This is a genomic window from Amycolatopsis sp. NPDC043885 (genome assembly GCF_056435685.1).
Genome location: NZ_JBWKEA010000005.1, coordinates 267750 through 286511, shown reverse-complemented (window position 1 = coordinate 286511; position 18762 = coordinate 267750). Strand labels below are relative to the sequence as shown.

Below are 18762 nucleotides of genomic sequence, written 5' to 3'. Positions count from 1 at the left end.
CCACAACGCGGCGGACCTCGACGCCTGCGGGTGATGGCGATGCTCAGAAGAGCAGGTGGGTGCAGCCCAGCGGGCGGACGCCGAGGTCGTACTCGCCGGGATTGGCCGCGCGGATCGCGTCCCAGAACGGTCGGGCGGTGGCTTTCTCCGGTGTGATCGCCCAGCGGTAGCCGGGCAGGTCGCGGCGGAGCCGGTCCAGGACGCGGCTGCCGATCCCGTGCCGCTGCGCGTCGTCGACGAGTTCGAGCTCGCCGACCAGGGCGGTCCGGCAGGCGTGGCAGACCTGGTAGTCGATCGTGCCGATCTCGACCCCGCCGCGGTAGATCCAGTGGGCATGGAAGGTGGCCGTCTCGCCGTCGTGCCGGAGCTGAGACGGGCTGAGCCAGACCTCGTCGCCGAGGTCGATACCGCGCGCGGCCGGGACCGCGGACCAGGTGGCCTTGTCCACGCACACCAGCGTCCGCCGCTTGGGCAACACTGTCTACTCAGGACACGATCGAGCGATCCGGCGAACAGGCAGAGGAAAGCCTTGCCGCGACCACGATCCGGCTCCACGACCTCGGACTCCGGCGACGGTTCCACGGTCTCGTGTGAGGGACGACCCTCACCGGATCGCCGGGCTCACGCCGCCGCGACGCTCCACGACCAGGCCGTGCGCAGCGCGGCGATCAATGCTTCGTCGTCGGCGAAGGTCGGCTCACCGTTCCGCACGGGCAGCCACGTCTCCCCAACAACGCGGTCACCGTGGTGGCGGACGAGCGCGATGCCGGAATAGGAGAGCGTCTCCGGCCGTCCGTCGACGCCGTCGATTGTCAGCGTCGCGTTCGCCCAGCGCAGCTGAACTCTTCGGTCAGGCCCCATCCAGCCACACCTCCTGTGCTTGTCGTCCCGGTGATGTCGTATTTCGGCCCGCGCATGTAACAAGCCGCCTCCAGGCGTCCTGTGCGGAACCTGCAGTGACTGCCCCGGCTGGGCTACGAAATCCGGCGTGATTGGGCTGTCCGGGTTACGTTGGCTGGACGAGCGGGGGCCCGTGGAACGGGCAGCAGATCGGCTCGTGGGAGGCATCAAGGATGCGCGCTCGAGGGACAGTCAGGTGATGGCCGTGCTCCGGCCGCCGGTGCCACTGCCGCAGGCACAGTCGACGCGGGTGGTACCGGTCTCTTGTCGTCAGCGCACGTGGGTCTACCAGCCAAAATGGGACGGCTGGCGTGCCCTGCTCTTCGCCGCCGACGGCGTGCTGCAATCTCGCCAGGACAACGACCTGGCCAGCCGCTTCCCGGAAATCGTCGACGCGGCGACACAGCTGGGCGATGTCGTTCTGGACGGTGAGCTCGTCGCCCTGCGCGAGGGTCGCCTGGACTTCGGCGCACTGACCTCCACTGCGCGCACACGCGCGGCCGCCGGCATCACGGTGTACTACGTGGCCTTCGACCTGCTCGCCGATCAGCGCACCGACTACCGGGCGGCCCCGTATGCCGAGCGGTGGGACCGTTTGGAGCGGCTCTTCGCCGGCATCATGCCGCCGCTGCAGCTGACCCCGAGCACAGCCGACCGGGATGCCGCGCTGAGGTGGATGAACCCGGAGGCCAGCCGGGTCGGCATCGAAGGGGTTGTTGGGAAGCTGGCCAGGTCGCCCTACCGTCCGGGGCGGACCGGCGCCTGGGTGAAGGTTCGCACGATGACCGTCGTCGACGCCGTCGTGGTGGGCGTGACCGGTACGGCGGGCGGGCCCGACGAACTCGTCCTGGCCCGTCCCGACGAGACCGGTCGGCTACGCAAGATCGGGTTGTCCCTGCCGATCACCCCCGCGGTGGCGGCACAGGTCGGTGAGCACATCACGCTGACCGGGGAGCCACCGCAGAAGGTGTCGTCGGGCGTGTTCGGCCGTGGCCAGACCGAGTTCCGGCCGGTGCGACCCGAGCTGGTGGTCGAGATCGAAGCCGAGGCCTCCGTCGAGTCGTTCAGCAGCCGTCTGCGGCCGACGGTGCACCGGGTGCGAACCGACCTCACCGTTGAGGACCTGGACGGCTAGACGTCATCCGCTATAAGGGAGTCGTGACCCAACGCTGGATCTACCACCACAGCAAATCAAGCGCTACCGACATCGACCAGCACATGAACGAGCTGGCTGCCGCGGGCTGGGAGCTGGTGAGTGCCAACGCGGTCGTCGACCGAGGTTTGGTTCGCCACAACTTCTACTGGAGGAAGCCCGCCTGATTCCTGACGTCCCGGGACATCACCATTGGCCGATCTCGCCGGTGCAGACGGCCACTAGCGTGACGCCGGTGAAACCGGCGGTGCGCTCGGCCTCGGTGATCCGGGCCCGTGTCTCCAGCGACACATGGAGCCGTTCCCAGGAAGGAAGGCGTTGCCGCGCGGGCCGGGCGGACCACGCGGAGTCCAGTTCCGGCAGGGGGTCGGTGACGACGTCGAGCAGGTCGGCGGTCGCGGCCAGCAGGTCGCTCAGCTGCGGCGAGACCTTTGATCGATACCGCTCGGCCAGGTCGCGCACCAGGTCGCGGCCCTGCGCCAGCCGCCGTAGGCGGGCCAGCCACGACCGGTCGAAGGCGGTCGGTTCCGCGGGGCCTGTCTTCAGCGCGAGCACCGCGGTGTCCGCGATCCGGCGTTCGGTGTCGGTGGGGATCCATCGCTGATGGGCGAGCTCCGCCAGGACCGCCTGGGCCTGGTCGTCCAATTTCGTGGTGGCGGGCAGCGGCGGCTGGCCGTCAGGGTCCTGGTCGATTTCGGCGAGCCGTTCCCCGACTGTGAGGCCGACGTCCGGGAGACCGTCATCGGTGACTCCGAGCCCCTGGCCGGGGTCGTGCTCCCTGAAATTGCAAGTCATGACCCACTCCGCGGTCTCCAGCGCGGGATCGGTGGGGTCGAGCTCCCCAAGTGCGGGCGCGTCCGGCGGGAAAGACCCAGCCAACAGCGCCTGCGGGTCCCGGAGGTAACTCACGACCGGCCTGCCCAGCACCGTGTCAGCGATGGCCACACCGGTATCGGCGGCGACACGCCATAACGCGAGGGCGAGCAGCACGCCAGTCTCGACGGGCACGTCGACCTCCCGTTTCCTGGTGTCGCGCCGGTGCCAGGCCGTCATCGCGTCGGCGGCGGCCACGGCGTCAGCCCACGACGGCACAGTGCTGGTGGTCATGAGCCGAGTCTAGGGCGGGCTAGGCGGCTGGACCGGTGCCAGAGGCGGAGGCGGGCAGGAGGCGGACCAGGAACCGCAGCGCCCGGGAGTGGCGGATCCCGACAGCGGCCCAGTCGTCGACAAGCTGTCCAGCGTCCTCGGCACCGAGCGCGGTGTCCCCGTTGTTCAGCAGGACGATGATCGCGTCGTCTCGGGTTCGACGTCCGGCGGCCACATCCTGGCCCAGGTCCTCGATGTCACCGGAGATCAGGCTGATCAGCAGTAGCCGCCGTGCATGTTCGAACCGCTCGTCGGGAGACAACGCCACGAAAGCATCGACTGGACCAACGAGGTCCTCGAACGCCTCTCGATAGTCGGGCAGGTCGAGATTCCAGTGGTCGATCATCTCGGCCGCGCCGACAGGGGTTAGCCCGCCATCGGCCTGGTCGAGCAACTCACCGATCGCGGTCTCGCGGGCGAGCTCGCCGCAGCTGACGGCCTTGCCGAGCCTGTCGGCCAGGGTTTTCAGCTCGGCATCGGACAGGTCGGGTGCCGATGCGATCATGCCGATCACTGTGACAGATCGAGGCCGAACTCGGGAGTACCTACGGCCAAGGGCACGGGTGAGGTCGGAGCCGACGTAGTCCGGCATCGTGGTGGCCACCAGAGACAACTCCAACATCGTGCGACGGGTGTTCGCTGCGTCAGGCAGTGCCAGAGGAGGCAACAACCAGGCGACTAACGTCGACGGGGGCCGACTTCTCGAACCGCGAGGCGTGTGTGAGGAAGTAGCGCTGCGGACGGCCTGCGACAACACGACGGTCGTCGTGGTCGAAGGTCCACAGCGGTGCACGAATCACCGCTAGGGCGGACGCGCCCATCGCCGTGTCCGCACCGGTGCCACTCGTGGTGGGTTCGTGCGGGGCCCGTATTCGCACTCGTGTTCCAGGGAGAAGCCCGCCGTGGTGCGCGATCAGCAAGGAATCGACCCGTTCGACCATGGCGGTCCAGGCGGTGTGCGCGTGGTCGCTCCACCGGTAGGTCGTGGGCCAGACAAGGCCGTCGCTGCCCTCGTCAGCGGGGTTGATATCGACGACGGGGCGGGTCAGTTCGGTCCATGCGGCCAGGACAGGGTCATCGTGCTGCGGTGAGGTGACTCGGTGGAGACGGTTCAACGCTATGTCCGCGGCGATCTTCAGGGCGTCGAGGGGACCGCCCAGGGGCCTGCTCTCCGGGGACGGTAGGACGGCGCTGTGGCCGGCGTGGCGGAGTTGCACGACGAGCCAGCGCAGACACCGGGACACCGCCAGGAGCCAGTCCTCGGCATGCCAGGCTTCGCCGAGACGGTAGCGAAGTTGTTCGAGAGTGACCGTGCTGGCGTACTGACCGATTTCGATCCCGGTCGCGTACACGGCCAGGGGCCACAGCGGGAAAGAGCCGACCTTGACGGGCTTGGCCAGCGGATGGCCGCGTGTCTGGGCGGCTGCCTGGTCGACGGCGTCGGACCACGATGGTCGGGGTGTGTCCCGTCGGCGCTGGGGAACGGTCGGGCGTGGTGCGAGCAGATCAGGTGGTTGTTCATCTGCGGGGGCCGGGCTTTCCACCGTGACGGGGACGGTTCCTCCGTCCACCAGGACATCTAGAGTGGTCCCGAGAAGCCGGTGTGGCATCCATGTCCGACCTGACGAGATGCTGTGGAAGTACAGGATCGACGCCAGAAGCAGCGGGTCGACGGTCGAGTCCGGCGGGAGCGCGAACACCACCGGGGCGGTGCCGCGCAGCTGTGCCCAGCACCGCCGGTCATCGAGGGCGGCGGCGATGATGGAGATATCGGGGCGGTGCCGGAAGAGCAGAGGGACCCGCTCACACAACGGCAGTCGCGGCCCGCGATTCCAGGACACGACACCACCTGGAACGTAGAGAATCGTCGCGCCTTCGACCTCGCGCAACGATGCCTGTTGTTCGTCAGCGGCGATATGCGCGTAGGGAAGAGCGGGCAGGCCAGGCCGAGCCGCGTGCCGCATCAACCTGAGCGGCTCGCGAGCCGCTGCAGAGCCCTGCACACCGACCAACCACGTCGTGGTACCGGCCGTGCCTTCGGAGCTGCGACCCGTTCCCACCATCGGACCATAGCGCGCAGGAGGAGGCGGGCCTAGTCAGTGCCTGGTGCGTCGGTTGAAGAACCCGGACATTGTCCGGCGACACCGCGACATGACTTTAGGAGCGTTCGGCGCGGCGGCGGTCGTCGATGTCGCCTGTGCGCCACATCGTGATCGTGTATTGCTCGGTCAGGGGAGTGCTGTCGACCGCTGCTTCGATGTCGTCGACTGATGTGGTCTGGTGCAGGATTTCCTGATGGCGCGCGGCGGCGGCGTCGCGGCCTTGGTGTTCGACGGTGACGGAGTAGGTTCCTGGTTCGACGTCGATGCCGATGACGCTGCCGGTGGGGGAGCCGAGCGTGAGTTGCCCGCTGGGGCATTCCAGGCGTAGCGGGGTAACGCTCGCGGCTGCCGCGTGCGGGGCGGCGTTCACGACGGTGACGGTGAGGCCGACGGGAAGTAGGTCTTGGACGATGCTGATGGTGAGGGTGGAGCCGTCGGAGGCGACGATGTTCCGGGCGGCCTCCTCGAGAAGGCTGACGGATCCGGGATCCGCGTCGGCGTCTTGATCGCTGAGGGTGACCAGCCGGTAGGCGGGAACGGTGGTCAGCCGGTGCGTGGCGAGCGGGGTGGCGGGGTGATCGTCGGGCATGGTCGTGATTGTGTCCTGTGCCAGTATCGCCGATCCGGCCATATCTCCCGCTCACGTCCGCACCTGTGTCGCCACGGTCGGCGCCCCTGGCGTCTTCGTCGGCATGCCTGCCGCACCGCGGCGGACACCCGATACTGGCTGTGACGGTGATGTCAGAAGAGCAGGTGGATGCAGCGGTCGTGTTTCACCTCGACTCGTCGCGGCGTCGACCGCGGGCAGCCGTCCCCATCAGGAACGCGGTCACGGCGGCGGGTTCGCACCGGCGGCCAGCGTGCCGGCGGAACGAGGCCCTCGCTGCGGCTTGGTGCCACCAAGAGCAGGTGTGGTACCGCCTGTGCCAGCCCGACACAGGCGGCTTTCTCGTCACGTTGCGATCTTGCCGATCAGACGCCGATTGACCGCGGCCGGTCGTGGAGGTGTGTATCTGCGGGTCCGCTTCGGCGGGGGTGTCCTCGGCTACGGCATGCAGTAGGGGACTGGGCGACGTCGACATCGGTGACGCCGCCCAGTTGGGGTACCCACCCACCCCGAGGACGTCTCGGGGTGGGTCGATCATGACATCGGCCACCGACCGACAAATACGGCTGGCCGGATGAGAGCTGGTCGATCTGCGACGCTGCCCGTGCACGCTGACGAGTCCCTTGTTCCGTCTCGCCGCAGGCCGTCTCGTGTGGGGTGGCCTCGTGGCACTCACGATAGATGGGGGAGCCATGCTTGTTCGCCTGACGAGTGGTAGGGAAGGCGGATGTCGTTACCACTGGGCCTTCAGACAGCTTTGATCAGCGCGGCAACTGCGGCGTGTGTGACTCTCGTGATCGAGTACGCGGCGAAGCCCCGGTTGGAAGCGCGGAAGGATCGGATCGTCAGTACCGCGAAGTCCCGGCGCGGGCTAGAGGTGCAGATCTTCATGATGCTGAACGATGCGAGTTTCCGCCTGCTCGAACATGACCAGGATCCGGCCGATCGGGAGGCCGACCGAGTGAAGGCGCGTCTCGAGGAGCTCTGCAACAAGCTGGCCACGGCCGAGCACTGTGCTGAAGAACTGTTCGCCCTGGAGTACCGAAGTTCTGCTGGCCGGGCACTGAACAGTTCGGTCACAGGTGCGCACTACGCGCTCAAGCGCCCGGTCGAAGATCTTGTCGGCGATCCCGATTGGTCCTCACTGCGCAAAGCCTTGCGCGAAGTCGATGCTCTTCTGTCGATCAGTCTCGAACTCTGCGGCCCTCCGGCGCGCCTGAACCTACGGCGAGGATCCAGCTGCGCGGAGAAATTCCGCGATTACCGCGTAGCGGAGGTTGGCGAGAAGCACCGTGACTTCACCAACGCGGAGTACCGGAAGTTTGACGACGATCTCAGGAAACCGGTCGGTGACCGATAGATCAACGTGCTGCGCTGCAGGCCTCCAGCCCGTAACGGCCTTGTCGGGCTCCGCTGTCGTCTCCACCGCGTGGCGCACAGCGGTGATCGGTCATGGAAGCGCGGCACTGGGCCGGTCGGGTTCGCCCTCGAGCCCGAACGCTGACGCGACGTCCGCGGCTTCTCCCGCGCCGCGCTGACCAAGAATATGGGCTACGACCGCTCATACGTGTCGAAGGTGCTCTCCGGTTCGGAGAACCCCTCCGAGCAGTTCGCCGTGCACGCGGAGAAGGCGCTGTGCTCCGGCGGCGCGCTGATCGCGGCCTGGCGCGACTACGACGCCAACCGGACGGCCAAACCTGGCCGCCGGCCCCGCAGCTTCCGGACCCGCGGTCAGGGGAGGCAGTTTGGTAGTCGACCACGACGATGCGACCCTCCGCTACGACGACGGCGTCTGCCGGCTCACCCAGCGGCGCCATCTGGTCAACCAGGGCGCCGAGCCGATCACCCGGTCCAGCGTCGTTGAGGTCATGCCGTCATCGTGCCTGACGCCCTTGGGCGGCGGATGCTCCCCTCCGATCGGCTGAGGAGGGTAATTTTCGGTATCACGAAGGTGCTTGCTACTGTGCGCGTGGCTGTCGCGGCAGCCAGCGAGGTGCCTCCCGGTCCCGGTGTGGAGTGCGTGCCTCCCCGAGTCACCGCACAGGGTGTCACCGCGGTTTCATGAGATCCAGAGTTCGGTGTCGTTGGGTAGCCCCTCACATCGACGTTGACCGGGAAACGTCGACGGAGGATGTCCCATGCCGCAGAACGTGCCGTCGTATCCGGAATGGATGCACGAACGCCGTCGCTGTACTGGTGAATGGCTTCGTGAAATCAGCAGCGATTTCCGCCGGGGTTGGGGACGCTTCCCCGCCGCGGCCACACCACAGCAAACGAGGCTGGAAGCAAGCCTGCTGCTCGCGATCGGAGAAGCCGAGAATTGGTTCCCTTTCTTTCGGGACCACGCGGACGATCCCGCTGTCGTGATCGAGATGGTGCGCCCCTTCCCGGACCGGATCGTTCTGAGGATCGCCGACGGTGCCCTGGAAGGGTTCCTCTCCGCCGCGCTGCCGAATCTGTGGCTCCAAGACCTGTCCGGCGTGCCCGGCCTGAGGCCCGAGCCCGGCGGGAATCACCTCGATCTCCGTGTGCTGGGGACGTGGCCGGTGGCGTCCGCTCGCTTGCGGGGCGTCACGCGCAAGCGCTGGAACGAGGTTCAGGAGTACCTGAGTGACCACCAGGACCCGGAGGTGCGGATCTGGCGCGATGTCCGTCGCCGAGGGCACCCGGCCGAGATCGAGGCGCTCCGAGCGAGGCCGGACCAGCGCGCTGGCGTGATGAGCGCGATCCTGCGGCGGTATGCCCTGTGGAAGGACGCGGACTGGAGCGACGTCCGGACGAGCACGGACGACCTCCAGGTTCGGTGGAGCGGCGGCCCCAGCAGCGCGGACGTCGCCACGGTGCTCACGCACCCCGCGTGCCGGATTTCCGGTGTGGAAACGATCCCGCAGCAGTTGGTTGGCGCGAACAGGGTCGTGTTCGCACGGAGCGCCGCAGCCGCCGGCAAGCGGGACCACCAGCGCAGGGCCGCGGACCGGGCCGCCTACCTCGGTGAGGACGTCGACGTCGCCGAGCGCGGCATCACACCCAAGGACCCCGGCATCGACGGGTGTACCGGTCCGCAACGGGAACTCAGGGCGCTGCTGGCGCTCCACATCTTCAACAAGGGCCCCCACGCCGCGCCGCCCGGATGGCGCGACGTGCACACCGTCACCGCCTACTCCATGACCGTGTCACCCCGCGCCGACGAACTCGTGATCCACACGAACGCGTCCGACAACCTCACCAACTGGCTCCTCCGCACCAGCGAAGACGTCGGGCTCCCTGGGTTGCGGCTGGAATGCCGGCCCACCGGGAGCGCCTTCCACCTGATTCATGCGCCGACGGGCGGACGAATGACCATCACCAGCGACTTCGAGACGCCTCCATGCGCTGCGCCGCGGCACGACCACGGCTGGCGCACTGATCACTGGCCCGCCACCACAGCTCCGCTCCAGCAGGACGAGTTGGTCGCCCTGGCGAGCCTCCCTCCGCGCACACCGGACATGACGAAGTTGCTCGCCGGCCTGCTCGTGCGGCTGGAGGCCCGGGACCCCGCAGGCACGTGGGCGGTCGGATCGTGGTGGCACGACCCGCTCGGCCGGACACCACGGCTCGGAAGGCCCGGTGACATGAACCGCAAACTCTGGGGATCCCACGATCACTGGACACTGGAATGGAACGCCTACCCCTACGAAGAAGACCTGATCCAGGCTCTGACAGATCCGGTACACGGGATCGCCGGATGCCAGGTGAAGCGGTCCGTCGACCACACCGAACTGCATTACGGGACCGCCGTACTGCGGTTGGTACACGTGCCGAGCGCCTTGCACAGGAGCATCGAGGGACGCCCGGCCGCGTAGAGAGTTCGCACTGGTCTACCGGCTCGGTCCGCGATGTCGACGCTGTTCACGTCCGCCATGTGCGGACGTGAACAGCGTGGCCAGGATCTGGAATGAGGTGGCGGCCGTTCCCAGGTGTGCGGGTCTCGTGGCCTGTTTCGGAGCAGCCGGGCGTGGTCGGCGCAGCACGGTAGCCGAGCGGGGACACCGCTCCACGGAGTCACCCCGGTCGGCAAAGTCCAGTGCCGCATCAACCTGCCGAGTGCGAGACTGCTGCGGTGACTCACAGCCCTTTCTACTCCGACCGCGCTGGACCGGCGGTTCCGCGTGTGCTCGAGGACATCTCCCCGAAGGCGTGGAAGGGGCTGATTGTGCTGGTCCGTCGGCGGCTGGGGGATGGTTCGCTTGCGCGGGACTTCCCTGTGCGCGACTGCCCGGACGGCGATTCGATCACGGGCACTGACGAGGTGGCGTTCTTCGACTCGCTGGACGCGCACATACCGGACTTGCCGGAACAGCCTCTCGACACGGTGACCGCGGTCGACACGACTATGGCGCTGGACATCGTCGACTTCGTGATGCGCCACATCGATCAACCGACCCGCCGAACGTCACATGAATTCTTCCGCCACTCGCACTATTTCTTTGACGAGCCCGTGGGTTTCGACGCGGGCAGCCCCGCACTAAACCTCGGTCAGGAACAGTTCGCCACGGATGTGGATCTTCTCTTCGCCCGGAACGGGATCGCGTTCACGATCGGAGACGACCAGGTCGTCACCCGGCTGGCGCCGGTCGAGGCGCGGCCCTTGGTGGCCGAGTTTCAGCCGGATACCGGTGACGCGGTTCTCAACGACAAGCTGATCGACGCAGTGTCACGGTTCCTCTCTCGGCGTCCGGCCGACCGGCAGGACGCCCTGGAGAAGCTGTGGGATGCGTTCGAGCGGCTCAAAACGCTCGAACTGGCGGGGCAGGGCACGAAGAAGCAGTCGGTCACGAGGCTGCTCGACGAGGCGGTGCCGTCATCGCCGCAACTTCGTGCCGTGGTGGAGGCGGAGTTCCTTGCGCTGACGCAGGTAGGTAATCAATTCGCCATTCGACACCACGAGAGTGACGTCCAGCAACTACCTGACGACCACTTAAGGGACTATCTTTTCGTCCGGCTCGTGTCGCTGATCGCGTTCGTTCTTCGCCGGACAAGCCGGATGGCCGGGTAGCGGCGAGCTGCACGGGGCGCCACACGACGCGCCCCTAGCGATCTCAACCGTCGCAGTGAGCTTGGATATGCCGATGAACGTGTTCGGCTTGCCCCTGGACGAGGTTTCGAAGGTCGGCGGCGGGATCGCCACCGGGTTGAAGACCGCGCGGGCCATTTTCTCCATCATGCCGCCCGGGCAGGGCAAAGGGGTGAAGAGCAAGGACAAGCGACGTGACGCCTACCTGGGCCTGATGGTCGCGACCGGCGACCTGATCACGTGGCACTCCCATCTCGGCGTGATCGCCATGACGATGCAGCGCTGGGAGCCGTTCCCGTGGCGGCACACCACGACGGCGATCCACCAGGTCGCGGACGCGCGCGCGGCGATGTCGGCGTACCTGGCGGCGCTGTCGGAGGTCCGGCTGGTCGGCAACCCGGAGCCGCGTGCCGCGGCAGAGGAGATCACCGCGGTCCTGGGGGAACTGTTCGATGCGCTGCCTACCGCGAGGAAGGCCGCCGAGCGTGACACGCAGATCGCCTACACGAGCCGGTGGATGCTCAGGCTCGGCGAAGCCCAGAAGGACTTCGTCCTGGCCGCGCGGCGCGATCTCGGCTTCGCGAGGAAGCTCCGCATGCGCTGGTGGGAGCTCTGGCGCCCGCGCTCGGAGGAGGAGTGGCCGGGTGGCTGGCCGGGCAAGACCGCCACGCTGGTGATCGGGAAACCGGCGACGAGCCACAGCTAATAGGGCTCGTTGTGAGCGCCGCCAGTCTCCAGCCCGGCGTCGGCTCCGCCCTGCACCCGCCGGGTAATCCAGCACCCGGGCCGGTGGGCAGGGTTGGAGTACTTCCGGTGGTCGTGGGATTCCCGGCGCGGCTCGCCGTGGCCTGTGCGGATGCCCGTTGCCGTCGGGGGTCGCGGGTAGGCTCGCGGACCGGAGTTACGGGGAGGACCGCGTGATGCGAACGGTGGCTGGCCGGTACGTTTTTCTTCCGCAGGAAGAACGTTCGGGTGGTGCGGCGCGGGTTGTGAAGGCCACGGACGTGGCAGCCGATGGCCGCCAGGTGGCGTTGAAGCTGCTGGCGCGGGGCGATGCCGACGACACGCATCGGGTGTTCTTCCGTCGTGAGGTCGACGCGCTCGGTCGGCTGGAGCATCCGAACATCGTGTCGTTGCTCGATCACGGGGAGGACCAGGGCGAGGACGCGTTCTTCCTGGTGTTCCCGTGGGTGGAGCGAGACCTTCAGGGTGTGCTTCCGCCCGCGGATGAGCTTGGGTGGGACGATTTCGCGGATCAGTGGGGTCTTCCGTTGCTGGACGCCCTGGCGTACGCGCATGAGCGCGACGTGGTGCACCGGGATGTGAAGCCGGGCAACATCCTGGTCGGCGAGGACGGTGCGCCGCTGCTGGCTGATTTCGGGATCAGCAAGATCCGCAGCCAGATCCGGGCCGAGGCGACGGTGGCGGAGTTCGTGTCGAAGCCTTACGCGCCACCGGAAGCGGACGGGATGGGCAGGGCCAGCCGCGACGCGTGGGGTTTCGCCGCGACGGCGTTGAAGTGCCTCTACGGCGGGCCGTTCACCGAATGGGAGCACATCGAGAACGCGTTCGGCGAGATCGACGTGCACCCCGAGGTGATGAAGGTGCTGCGGCGCTGCACCGCGGCGGACCGTGCACTGCGCCCGGTCAACGCCATCGCGTTGCGGCGGGACCTCGCGGAAATCCAGCAGCAGCGGCGCCGCAAGTGGGTGACCGCGCGCGCCGCGCAGCTGGAACTGCGGGGCACCGCGGCCCGTGGTCTGGTCACCGCGCCGTTGGACCGTGACGCCGAAGTCGTCGAACGAGCCCTGGTCGAGGACCTGTCACGCGGCGCGCATCTGGCGCGGGTGGTCGATCCCGGTTCCGGGGAGCAGATGCCCGACACGCTGGATCTGGTCGGGCAGCGGCGCCGGTTTCGGCTGGTCGTGCTCCCGGGGCGGCCCGCGTTCGTCGTCACGGGCATCTTCGCGCAGGCTGGTGGTGTGCTGGAGGGAATCCGGCGCGGCGGGTGGGAGGTCGTCGAGCAGGTCCGGTGGACCACACTGCCGCAGCCGGTAAGGCCGGCGGCGAAGACCCAGGAAATGATCCTGGCCGCGCTGGACGAGCATTACCTTCGGCAAGCCGCGGAGCAGCAGATCCAACACGAGAATCGGCTGTTCGACAAGTGGGCGGACCTGATCCGGGCGAAGGAAACCCTGGAACGTACCCGGTCCGGCATCCTGCATTACCGCTCGGCGGAGGTCCGGAATCGCCGGGTGCGGTTCACCCTCACCGACGAACCCGACACCGACGTCGTGGGGGAGGAGCGGGTGTGCCGACTGGACTCGCCGGGTGGTTCCGGGCGGCGCGAAGTGTTCGGCGGCGCGGGAATGGTGGTCGCGCAGCAAGGCCGGACCGTGACCCTCACCTATCGGCACCAGCCGGGCAACCTTCCGCACACCGGCGAACTGGTCCTGGACATCGGGGCGAGCAAGGCGGCCCTGGACCGGCAGCGCGACGCGGTGGTCAACGTCCGCGCCGAGCTCGCCGTGCGTCCCGGGTTGCGGCAGCTGCTGGTCGACCCGACCCAGATCGGCATTCCAGCGCCGATACCGGCGATGGAGTGGTTCAACAAGCAGCTGGACGGCGACAAGCGCACCGCCGTGACACGGGCGCTGGGCAGCCCCGACTTCTTCCTGCTCGAAGGCCCGCCCGGGACGGGGAAGACCGGCTTCATCACCGAGCTCGTGCGCCAGCTGCTGCACCGCGACCCCGAGGCCCGGATACTGCTGGTCAGCCAGACTCACGTCGCGGTGGACAACGCCCTCGTCCGCCTCGCCGACGCCAGTGTCGGCGACCTGGTGCGGCTGGGAAAGATCGACGACGAGCGCATCGCCGAGCAGGCCCGCCCGCACCTGCTCGATCACCGCATGCCGACCTGGGTGCGAGAAATCCGTGAACGCGGCGAAGCGCACCTCGCGCACCGCGCCAAGGCGGAGGGCGTGGACCTCGCCCGCTGCCACGGTGTGGTCGCCCTGATGGAGCTGGCAGCGGCCTTGGACGACCGCGCCGCCGCGCACGCGGCAGCGCAAGGCCTGGCGGGTGGCTCGGGCACGGGGGAGCTGGACGCGGACGGGACCTCGAGGACGGCGGCGCTGAACGACCGCATGCGGTGGCTGGCGACGCGGATCACCGAGCTGCGCGAGCGCGCGCGCGACCAGCTCGGTGACGTACTCGACGCTCTACCCGCCGGGTACGAGGATCTGACTGCGGTGGCCGTGCGTTCTGTGGTCGATTCTGTCAGTGGCGCTGACGCAAATCTGCGGAAGCTGGTAGGCATCCTGACCTTGCAGGCAGAGTGGTTCCAGCGCATCGAGTCCAGTAAGGACCTGGAGGCGGTCCTACTGCGCAAGGCCCGTGTCGTGGCCGGCACCTGTCTCGGGTTCCTGTCCCATCCGGCGGTGCGGGACCTTGAGTTCGATCTGTGCATTGTGGACGAGGCGTCGAAGGCGACCGCCACCGAAACCTTGGTCCCGCTGTCGAGGTCGAAGCGGTGGGTACTCGTGGGTGACCCGAACCAGCTACCACCGATGCAGGAAGAGGTCCTCGACCGCCCCGAACTGATGACGCGGTTCGACCTGGAGCGCTCCGATGTGGAACGCAGCCTCTTCCAGGACCTGCTCGACCAGGCACCGGCCACCACCCGCCTCCAGCTGACCCAGCAATACCGGATGCACCCCGCGATCGGTGACCTGGTGTCCGCGTGTTTCTACGGCGGCACCCTCACCTCGGCCGTGTCCCCGAAACTGGAGGGCTGGGACCGCCTGTACGCGCCGGTCACCTGGCTCGACACCGGGCGAGCGGGTCCGGGCCGCCGGGAACGACGGACCGGGACGACAGTGTCGAACCAGTACGAGGTCCGGGTGATCTCCCGCGCTCTCACCGAGCTGGGCCGCGCCCTGGACGACGGAACGATCCGACCGGCGGGCGGCGGGCCCCTGCGGGTGCTCGTGCTGACCGGGTACCGCAAGCAGATGGACGAGCTCACCACCGCGCTGGCCGGGCACGGGTCGACGCGGATGGAGATCGAGGTCAACACCGTCGACGCCGTGCAGGGGCGGGAAGCCGACACCACCTTCTACTCCGTGGTGCGCAGCAACGACTCCGGAGCGCTCGGGTTCCTCGGCGGCCCGTACTGGCGGCGGATCAACGTGGCACTGTCGCGGTCCCGGTTCGGGCTGGTGATCGTCGGTGACGCCCCGTTCTGCGAGAAAACGACCGGCCCACTGCAGAAAGTTCTCACGCATATGCGCAAACACCGCGGTGTTTGCCGGATCGAAACGGCCCGAGCATGACCGACCCCACGATTATCGCCGCTCGCCGCTACAGCGAAATGCACCCCGGCTACGACCTCGTCGACGCTGTCGACGCGGCGATCCCGTTCTCTTGGCTCGGTCTGGACCTGCTGGTCCAGGAACGTCGGACCTTGCCGGTGGTGGACGAGTTCGTGCTGCGCCTGTGCCAGCAGAAAGTGAACACCATTCGCGAGATCGCCGCCGTCCTCGGAGTCGACGAGGAAGTGGTTCAAGTCTCGGTCGCCGGGCAGCTGTCGCAGGAGAACATCGACTACCGGCCGATCCAGCGACCCGGTCATCTGCCCGAGCAGATGATCGCACTGACTCAAGACGGTGTCCGCACCGTGACCACCTTGGAGACCACAGCCCCGACCCGGGCCGACCTCGGGTGGGGCTTCGACCGACTCGCCTGGGCTCCCAGTACACACCCGAATTCCGATCTGGTGAGCCTGAACGAAGCGAAAACTCGGGGCATGGTGCTGCTGCCCTCCAGCCGTACCTCGGATGTCGCGACCTTCGACGTGACGCCCCGGGCGCTCAACCGGCTGATGGGCGACGCCGGCGGCGATCGCCGCCGCGGCGCCGGCCCGGATGTACTGGAAGTCCTCTCGGTCGAGACCATCACCCGCCAGCCGCGCCGCTGGCTCCCGGTGGTGCTGCTGGTGTTCCGTGCCACCGACTTCGACGACACCCGCCTCACTGTCGTTGTCGACGACCTCAACAGCACGCCACATTCCCAGGCCCTGCTGAAAGCCGGCGGGACAGGCGCGCTCCGCCTCACCATCGTTCTCTCGATCGGAGAACCGGAGCTCCCGCCGGACCTGCTTGCCCAACGCGTCCCCTACGACACCGTCCGAGGCATGCAACGCCGCGCCGACATACCGCTCATCAACGGCGAGGCCGACACGACGGCGAACGACGACAGTGTGACTGCACGCGCGGAACTGGCCGCACTCACGGTCCGAGCGGTGCCCTCGTTCGAACACCCCGAACTGCTCGATCATGCGCTTGATCAAGCCCGGCGACGTTTTCTGCTCGTCGCACCACGCCTGCACGACGCCGTCGTCACCGACGACCTCATCGCCAATGTCGAGAACATGCTGCGCCGCAGAGGCCTCGCCGCGACCATCGCCTACGGACCAGGCAAGACCGACACCACCGCGAAAGACCGCCTCACCCGGCTGGCCGGCAGGTTCGGCAACCTGACCCTCACCCAGCTCGCCGAGCCCCAGCACCACGTGCTGATCTTCGACGACACCTGGATCAACACCAGCTTCGACTGGCTGTCCCACCGCGGTAGTACCACCCTTCACCGCGAAGAAGGAACCCTGATCCGCTCCGCCCAGATCGTCAATGATCGCTATGCGCACTACCGGGCCGTCGCTGACTAGCGGATACGCTCCCTCTCCTGCCTGGACAGCGCGAGACATACCCGCTGGGCACCGTTGCCGGGTCAAGGATGGAGGTCCACAACTACCCGTACATCATCCGGAGGGCGCGTCGGTGCGCCTGCCGAGACCAGTCAGCACACGATGGTCCTGGTCGAGCATGGTGCCGATGACCGGCACCATGCTGGGGGACTGGTGCAGACCATGAAAACGGGTGGCGCACCGCGCGAACAGCCGGGCTGGTTGGCGGTGGCGTTCGACCCGTGTGCAGATCCAGCTTCCATGCGTGGCTCTGGTTGTCAGGACGGTGACGCTGGCGTCGGCTGACCATCCAGATGCCGCGCAGGAGCGCAAACCAACGCTCGATCGGGTGATTCTGCGGGCGTGCTACACGACAATCGGTTCCGCGGCCCGGTTTCGAGGATGTTTTCCCTTGCTGGGTTCGTTGCGCGGGGCTCAATTCAGGAGCTCCTTAGCCATGTCCTACGGCGTTGGCCTTGGCGCCGGCGTGAGTTCATGCTGCGTGATCGTGTCGATCACCACCGATTCCCGCCGCGCTGGCGACGCCCGTGACGTTGCGTCCCTCCCAGGTTCGTCTCGTCTGTCCGCCGTTGCTGGACTACGCGACGGTGGCCGGGGCCAGCCCAGCACCGCTCTCACGTGCGCTGTGGGACGCCGGTGTTGGCGAACGCGATCTCCGGCAGGCCTTCGCGCAGAAGCCGCATGTCGTCGAGGTGCTGGTCGAAGAGCACGGTGACGGTCCCGCGGCGGGCTTCGAATTCGGCGAGGTAGTCCGGTGTGAACGCGATGCCGAGGTAGGCGCGTCCAGCGTCGTTCCAGGTCGGGTCCTCGACGGTGCCGTCGGGGTGTGCGCACCAGGCGTGGGGTGTCACGAGTCCCGTGTCGGCGAGCGCGAACCCTTCCACATACGCCAGGTCGTGGCGTTTGCTGTGGTCGGTGGCGTTGGTGAAACACGCACGCAGCGGGCCCCGGGTACGCCCGGCGGGAAGTGGTGCTGGGGTGAACCACCGACCGAGTGACATCAGCAGGGCTTCGGTGTTCGGATACTTGAAATGGTCCGGCGGGGGCAGGAGGTCGCTGACACGGCGCAGCCAGGTCAGCAGTTCCTTTTTGGGTTCTGCGATGGGCACGCCGCCATCTTCTCGTATGGTCGCGGCAACCCCATGGGCACCTCGCTGCCAGACGATTCGCCACCACGGCCTCGACGTGCTCTCCGACCCGTGCCCGAGGTGCCGGTTGAGCACTGCTGTTCGCGCCGGCTCGGCACGCGTCATTTCAAGGGGCGGGACGTGCGGGTTCTCAGGCGGTGGAGCCCAGGAGGACGGTGCCGCCGGAGAGCGGGCTGATGGCGAGCTCCGCTGTGTCAATGACGTACTCGGCTTCGTCGCGGTCAGTGTTGCAGGCCTGCAGGCGTTCGGGGTCGACGAGGGGTGTCCAGATGGCGCCGGGGAGGCGGCCGCCGAAGCCCCCGGCGGCGTAGGTGCGGGCCACGTGGCGGGATTCGGTCCAGGACCAGCCATCGCGGCGGTCGGCGACCGATCCCCGGTACAACCGCAACGGCAGGGTTGGGCGCGGGACCCGGTGCCCGTCCTCTGTATAGCCGGCGACGGTGAACAGCGCCCGCCAGCGGTCGCGGGGGAGTGCCTGGTCGGGGCGCTCGGCGTGCGACCAGGCGAGCCCGACGAAGCCACTCAGCGCGTGGTCGAGGACGAGCTGGTGCCGGTGCAGGGCGTCGAGCAGGACCGGCATGTCATCGCCGGGCACCCGGTACAGCGCCACTGCGAGTTGCTCCGTGGTCAGCGTGACGCCGCGGTCGATCAGGTGCGTGGCCAGGGCGACGACCTCGAGAATGACGGGGATGCCGAGGTCGTCGGGCGGTTCGTTCGACGGTTCCGCGCAGTGGTGGGGCTGAAGCTGTGGGTCAGGCATCGGTGGCCTCCTGCTGGATTGGCGAGTGCCAGGGGCACGGGCCGCGCATCGTTGTGGCGAACCGGCTTCCGGGGGTGTCGATGCGTGTGTCGAGTCCGGCTGTGGTGTTTGGCGCGGTGTGTGTGCGTG

The 18762-nt window shown here is 67.9% G+C and carries 16 protein-coding genes; 8 read left to right on the top strand and 8 right to left on the bottom strand.

Annotation, left to right across the window (positions count from 1 at the left end):
- Positions 1-43: 43 nt before the first annotated feature.
- Entirely contained in the window at positions 44-448 is a 405-nt protein-coding gene (locus tag AC069I_RS18770) for a hypothetical protein (protein WP_478266005.1), read from the bottom strand.
- 173 nt (positions 449-621) lie between these two features.
- On the bottom strand, positions 622-861 hold the full coding sequence (locus tag AC069I_RS18765; RefSeq protein ID WP_478266004.1) for a hypothetical protein: 240 nt from the start codon (positions 859-861) through the stop codon (positions 622-624).
- Positions 862-1099: 238 nt separating this feature from the next.
- Here AC069I_RS18765 and AC069I_RS18760 point away from each other — a divergent pair, with 238 nt between their 5' ends.
- The gene (locus AC069I_RS18760; RefSeq protein WP_478266003.1) at positions 1100-2035 is read left to right on the top strand and encodes an ATP-dependent DNA ligase; all 936 of its coding nucleotides are present in this window, start codon (positions 1100-1102) and stop codon (positions 2033-2035) included.
- Between the two features lie 23 nt (positions 2036-2058).
- Positions 2059-2220, top strand: a complete 162-nt coding sequence (locus AC069I_RS18755) for a hypothetical protein (RefSeq protein WP_478266002.1) — start codon at positions 2059-2061, stop codon at positions 2218-2220.
- A 19-nt stretch (positions 2221-2239) separates the two neighbouring features.
- Here the strand turns inward: AC069I_RS18755 and AC069I_RS18750 are convergent, their stop codons facing one another.
- The 4 genes from AC069I_RS18750 to AC069I_RS18735 form a co-directional block, all read right to left on the bottom strand.
- Positions 2240-3160 carry a hypothetical protein gene (locus AC069I_RS18750; RefSeq protein WP_478266001.1) on the bottom strand — a complete coding sequence of 307 codons (921 nt, stop codon included), beginning with the start codon at positions 3158-3160 and terminating at the stop codon, positions 2240-2242.
- A 19-nt stretch (positions 3161-3179) separates the two neighbouring features.
- The gene (locus AC069I_RS18745) at positions 3180-3713 is read right to left on the bottom strand and encodes a hypothetical protein (RefSeq protein ID WP_478266000.1); all 534 of its coding nucleotides are present in this window, start codon (positions 3711-3713) and stop codon (positions 3180-3182) included.
- A gap of 130 nt (positions 3714-3843) precedes the next feature.
- A complete protein-coding gene (locus tag AC069I_RS18740; protein ID WP_478265999.1) occupies positions 3844-5163 on the bottom strand; it encodes a hypothetical protein in 1320 nt (439 codons plus the stop codon).
- Positions 5164-5356: 193 nt separating this feature from the next.
- Complete coding sequence (locus tag AC069I_RS18735; RefSeq protein ID WP_478265998.1) at positions 5357-5890, bottom strand: hypothetical protein; 534 nt, start codon at positions 5888-5890, stop codon at positions 5357-5359.
- 745 nt (positions 5891-6635) lie between these two features.
- Between AC069I_RS18735 and AC069I_RS18730 the strand changes: the two genes are divergently transcribed.
- The 6 genes from AC069I_RS18730 to AC069I_RS18705 all read left to right on the top strand — a co-directional run bounded on the left by AC069I_RS18730 (position 6636) and on the right by AC069I_RS18705 (position 16686).
- Positions 6636-7268, top strand: coding sequence for a hypothetical protein (locus tag AC069I_RS18730; protein ID WP_478265997.1), 633 nt, complete (start codon positions 6636-6638; stop codon positions 7266-7268).
- A 778-nt stretch (positions 7269-8046) separates the two neighbouring features.
- Positions 8047-9750 carry a hypothetical protein gene (locus AC069I_RS18725; RefSeq protein WP_478265996.1) on the top strand — a complete coding sequence of 568 codons (1704 nt, stop codon included), beginning with the start codon at positions 8047-8049 and terminating at the stop codon, positions 9748-9750.
- A gap of 308 nt (positions 9751-10058) precedes the next feature.
- Positions 10059-10943 carry a hypothetical protein gene (locus AC069I_RS18720; protein ID WP_478265995.1) on the top strand — a complete coding sequence of 295 codons (885 nt, stop codon included), beginning with the start codon at positions 10059-10061 and terminating at the stop codon, positions 10941-10943.
- Between the two features lie 73 nt (positions 10944-11016).
- Positions 11017-11667 (top strand): hypothetical protein, encoded by a 651-nt coding sequence (locus tag AC069I_RS18715; protein ID WP_478265994.1) that lies wholly within the window; start codon positions 11017-11019, stop codon positions 11665-11667.
- Positions 11668-11881: 214 nt separating this feature from the next.
- A complete protein-coding gene (locus AC069I_RS18710; RefSeq protein WP_478265993.1) occupies positions 11882-15295 on the top strand; it encodes an AAA domain-containing protein in 3414 nt (1137 codons plus the stop codon).
- Positions 15292-16686: a phospholipase D-like domain-containing protein gene (locus AC069I_RS18705; RefSeq protein ID WP_478265992.1), complete on the top strand. Its 1395-nt coding sequence runs from the start codon at positions 15292-15294 to the stop codon at positions 16684-16686. Before AC069I_RS18710 ends, AC069I_RS18705 begins: the two co-directional genes overlap by 4 nt.
- A gap of 653 nt (positions 16687-17339) precedes the next feature.
- Here the strand turns inward: AC069I_RS18705 and AC069I_RS18700 are convergent.
- Positions 17340-17834: a hypothetical protein gene (locus tag AC069I_RS18700; protein ID WP_478265991.1), complete on the bottom strand. Its 495-nt coding sequence runs from the start codon at positions 17832-17834 to the stop codon at positions 17340-17342.
- A gap of 169 nt (positions 17835-18003) precedes the next feature.
- A complete protein-coding gene (locus tag AC069I_RS18695; RefSeq protein WP_478265990.1) occupies positions 18004-18633 on the bottom strand; it encodes a hypothetical protein in 630 nt (209 codons plus the stop codon).
- Positions 18634-18762 lie beyond the last annotated feature (129 nt).

Coding starts and splice junctions, on each gene's coding strand:
- AC069I_RS18725 (WP_478265996.1), top strand. CDS start 8,047: ATGCCGCAGAACGTGCCGTCGTATCCGGAATGGATGCACGAACGCCGT.
- AC069I_RS18740 (WP_478265999.1), bottom strand. CDS start 5,163: ATGCGGCACGCGGCTCGGCCTGGCCTGCCCGCTCTTCCCTACGCGCAT.
- AC069I_RS18730 (WP_478265997.1), top strand. CDS start 6,636: ATGTCGTTACCACTGGGCCTTCAGACAGCTTTGATCAGCGCGGCAACT.
- AC069I_RS18735 (WP_478265998.1), bottom strand. CDS start 5,890: ATGCCCGACGATCACCCCGCCACCCCGCTCGCCACGCACCGGCTGACC.
- AC069I_RS18695 (WP_478265990.1), bottom strand. CDS start 18,633: ATGCCTGACCCACAGCTTCAGCCCCACCACTGCGCGGAACCGTCGAAC.
- AC069I_RS18760 (WP_478266003.1), top strand. CDS start 1,100: ATGGCCGTGCTCCGGCCGCCGGTGCCACTGCCGCAGGCACAGTCGACG.
- AC069I_RS18750 (WP_478266001.1), bottom strand. CDS start 3,160: ATGACCACCAGCACTGTGCCGTCGTGGGCTGACGCCGTGGCCGCCGCC.
- AC069I_RS18710 (WP_478265993.1), top strand. CDS start 11,882: ATGCGAACGGTGGCTGGCCGGTACGTTTTTCTTCCGCAGGAAGAACGT.
- AC069I_RS18715 (WP_478265994.1), top strand. CDS start 11,017: ATGAACGTGTTCGGCTTGCCCCTGGACGAGGTTTCGAAGGTCGGCGGC.
- AC069I_RS18765 (WP_478266004.1), bottom strand. CDS start 861: ATGGGGCCTGACCGAAGAGTTCAGCTGCGCTGGGCGAACGCGACGCTG.
- AC069I_RS18705 (WP_478265992.1), top strand. CDS start 15,292: ATGACCGACCCCACGATTATCGCCGCTCGCCGCTACAGCGAAATGCAC.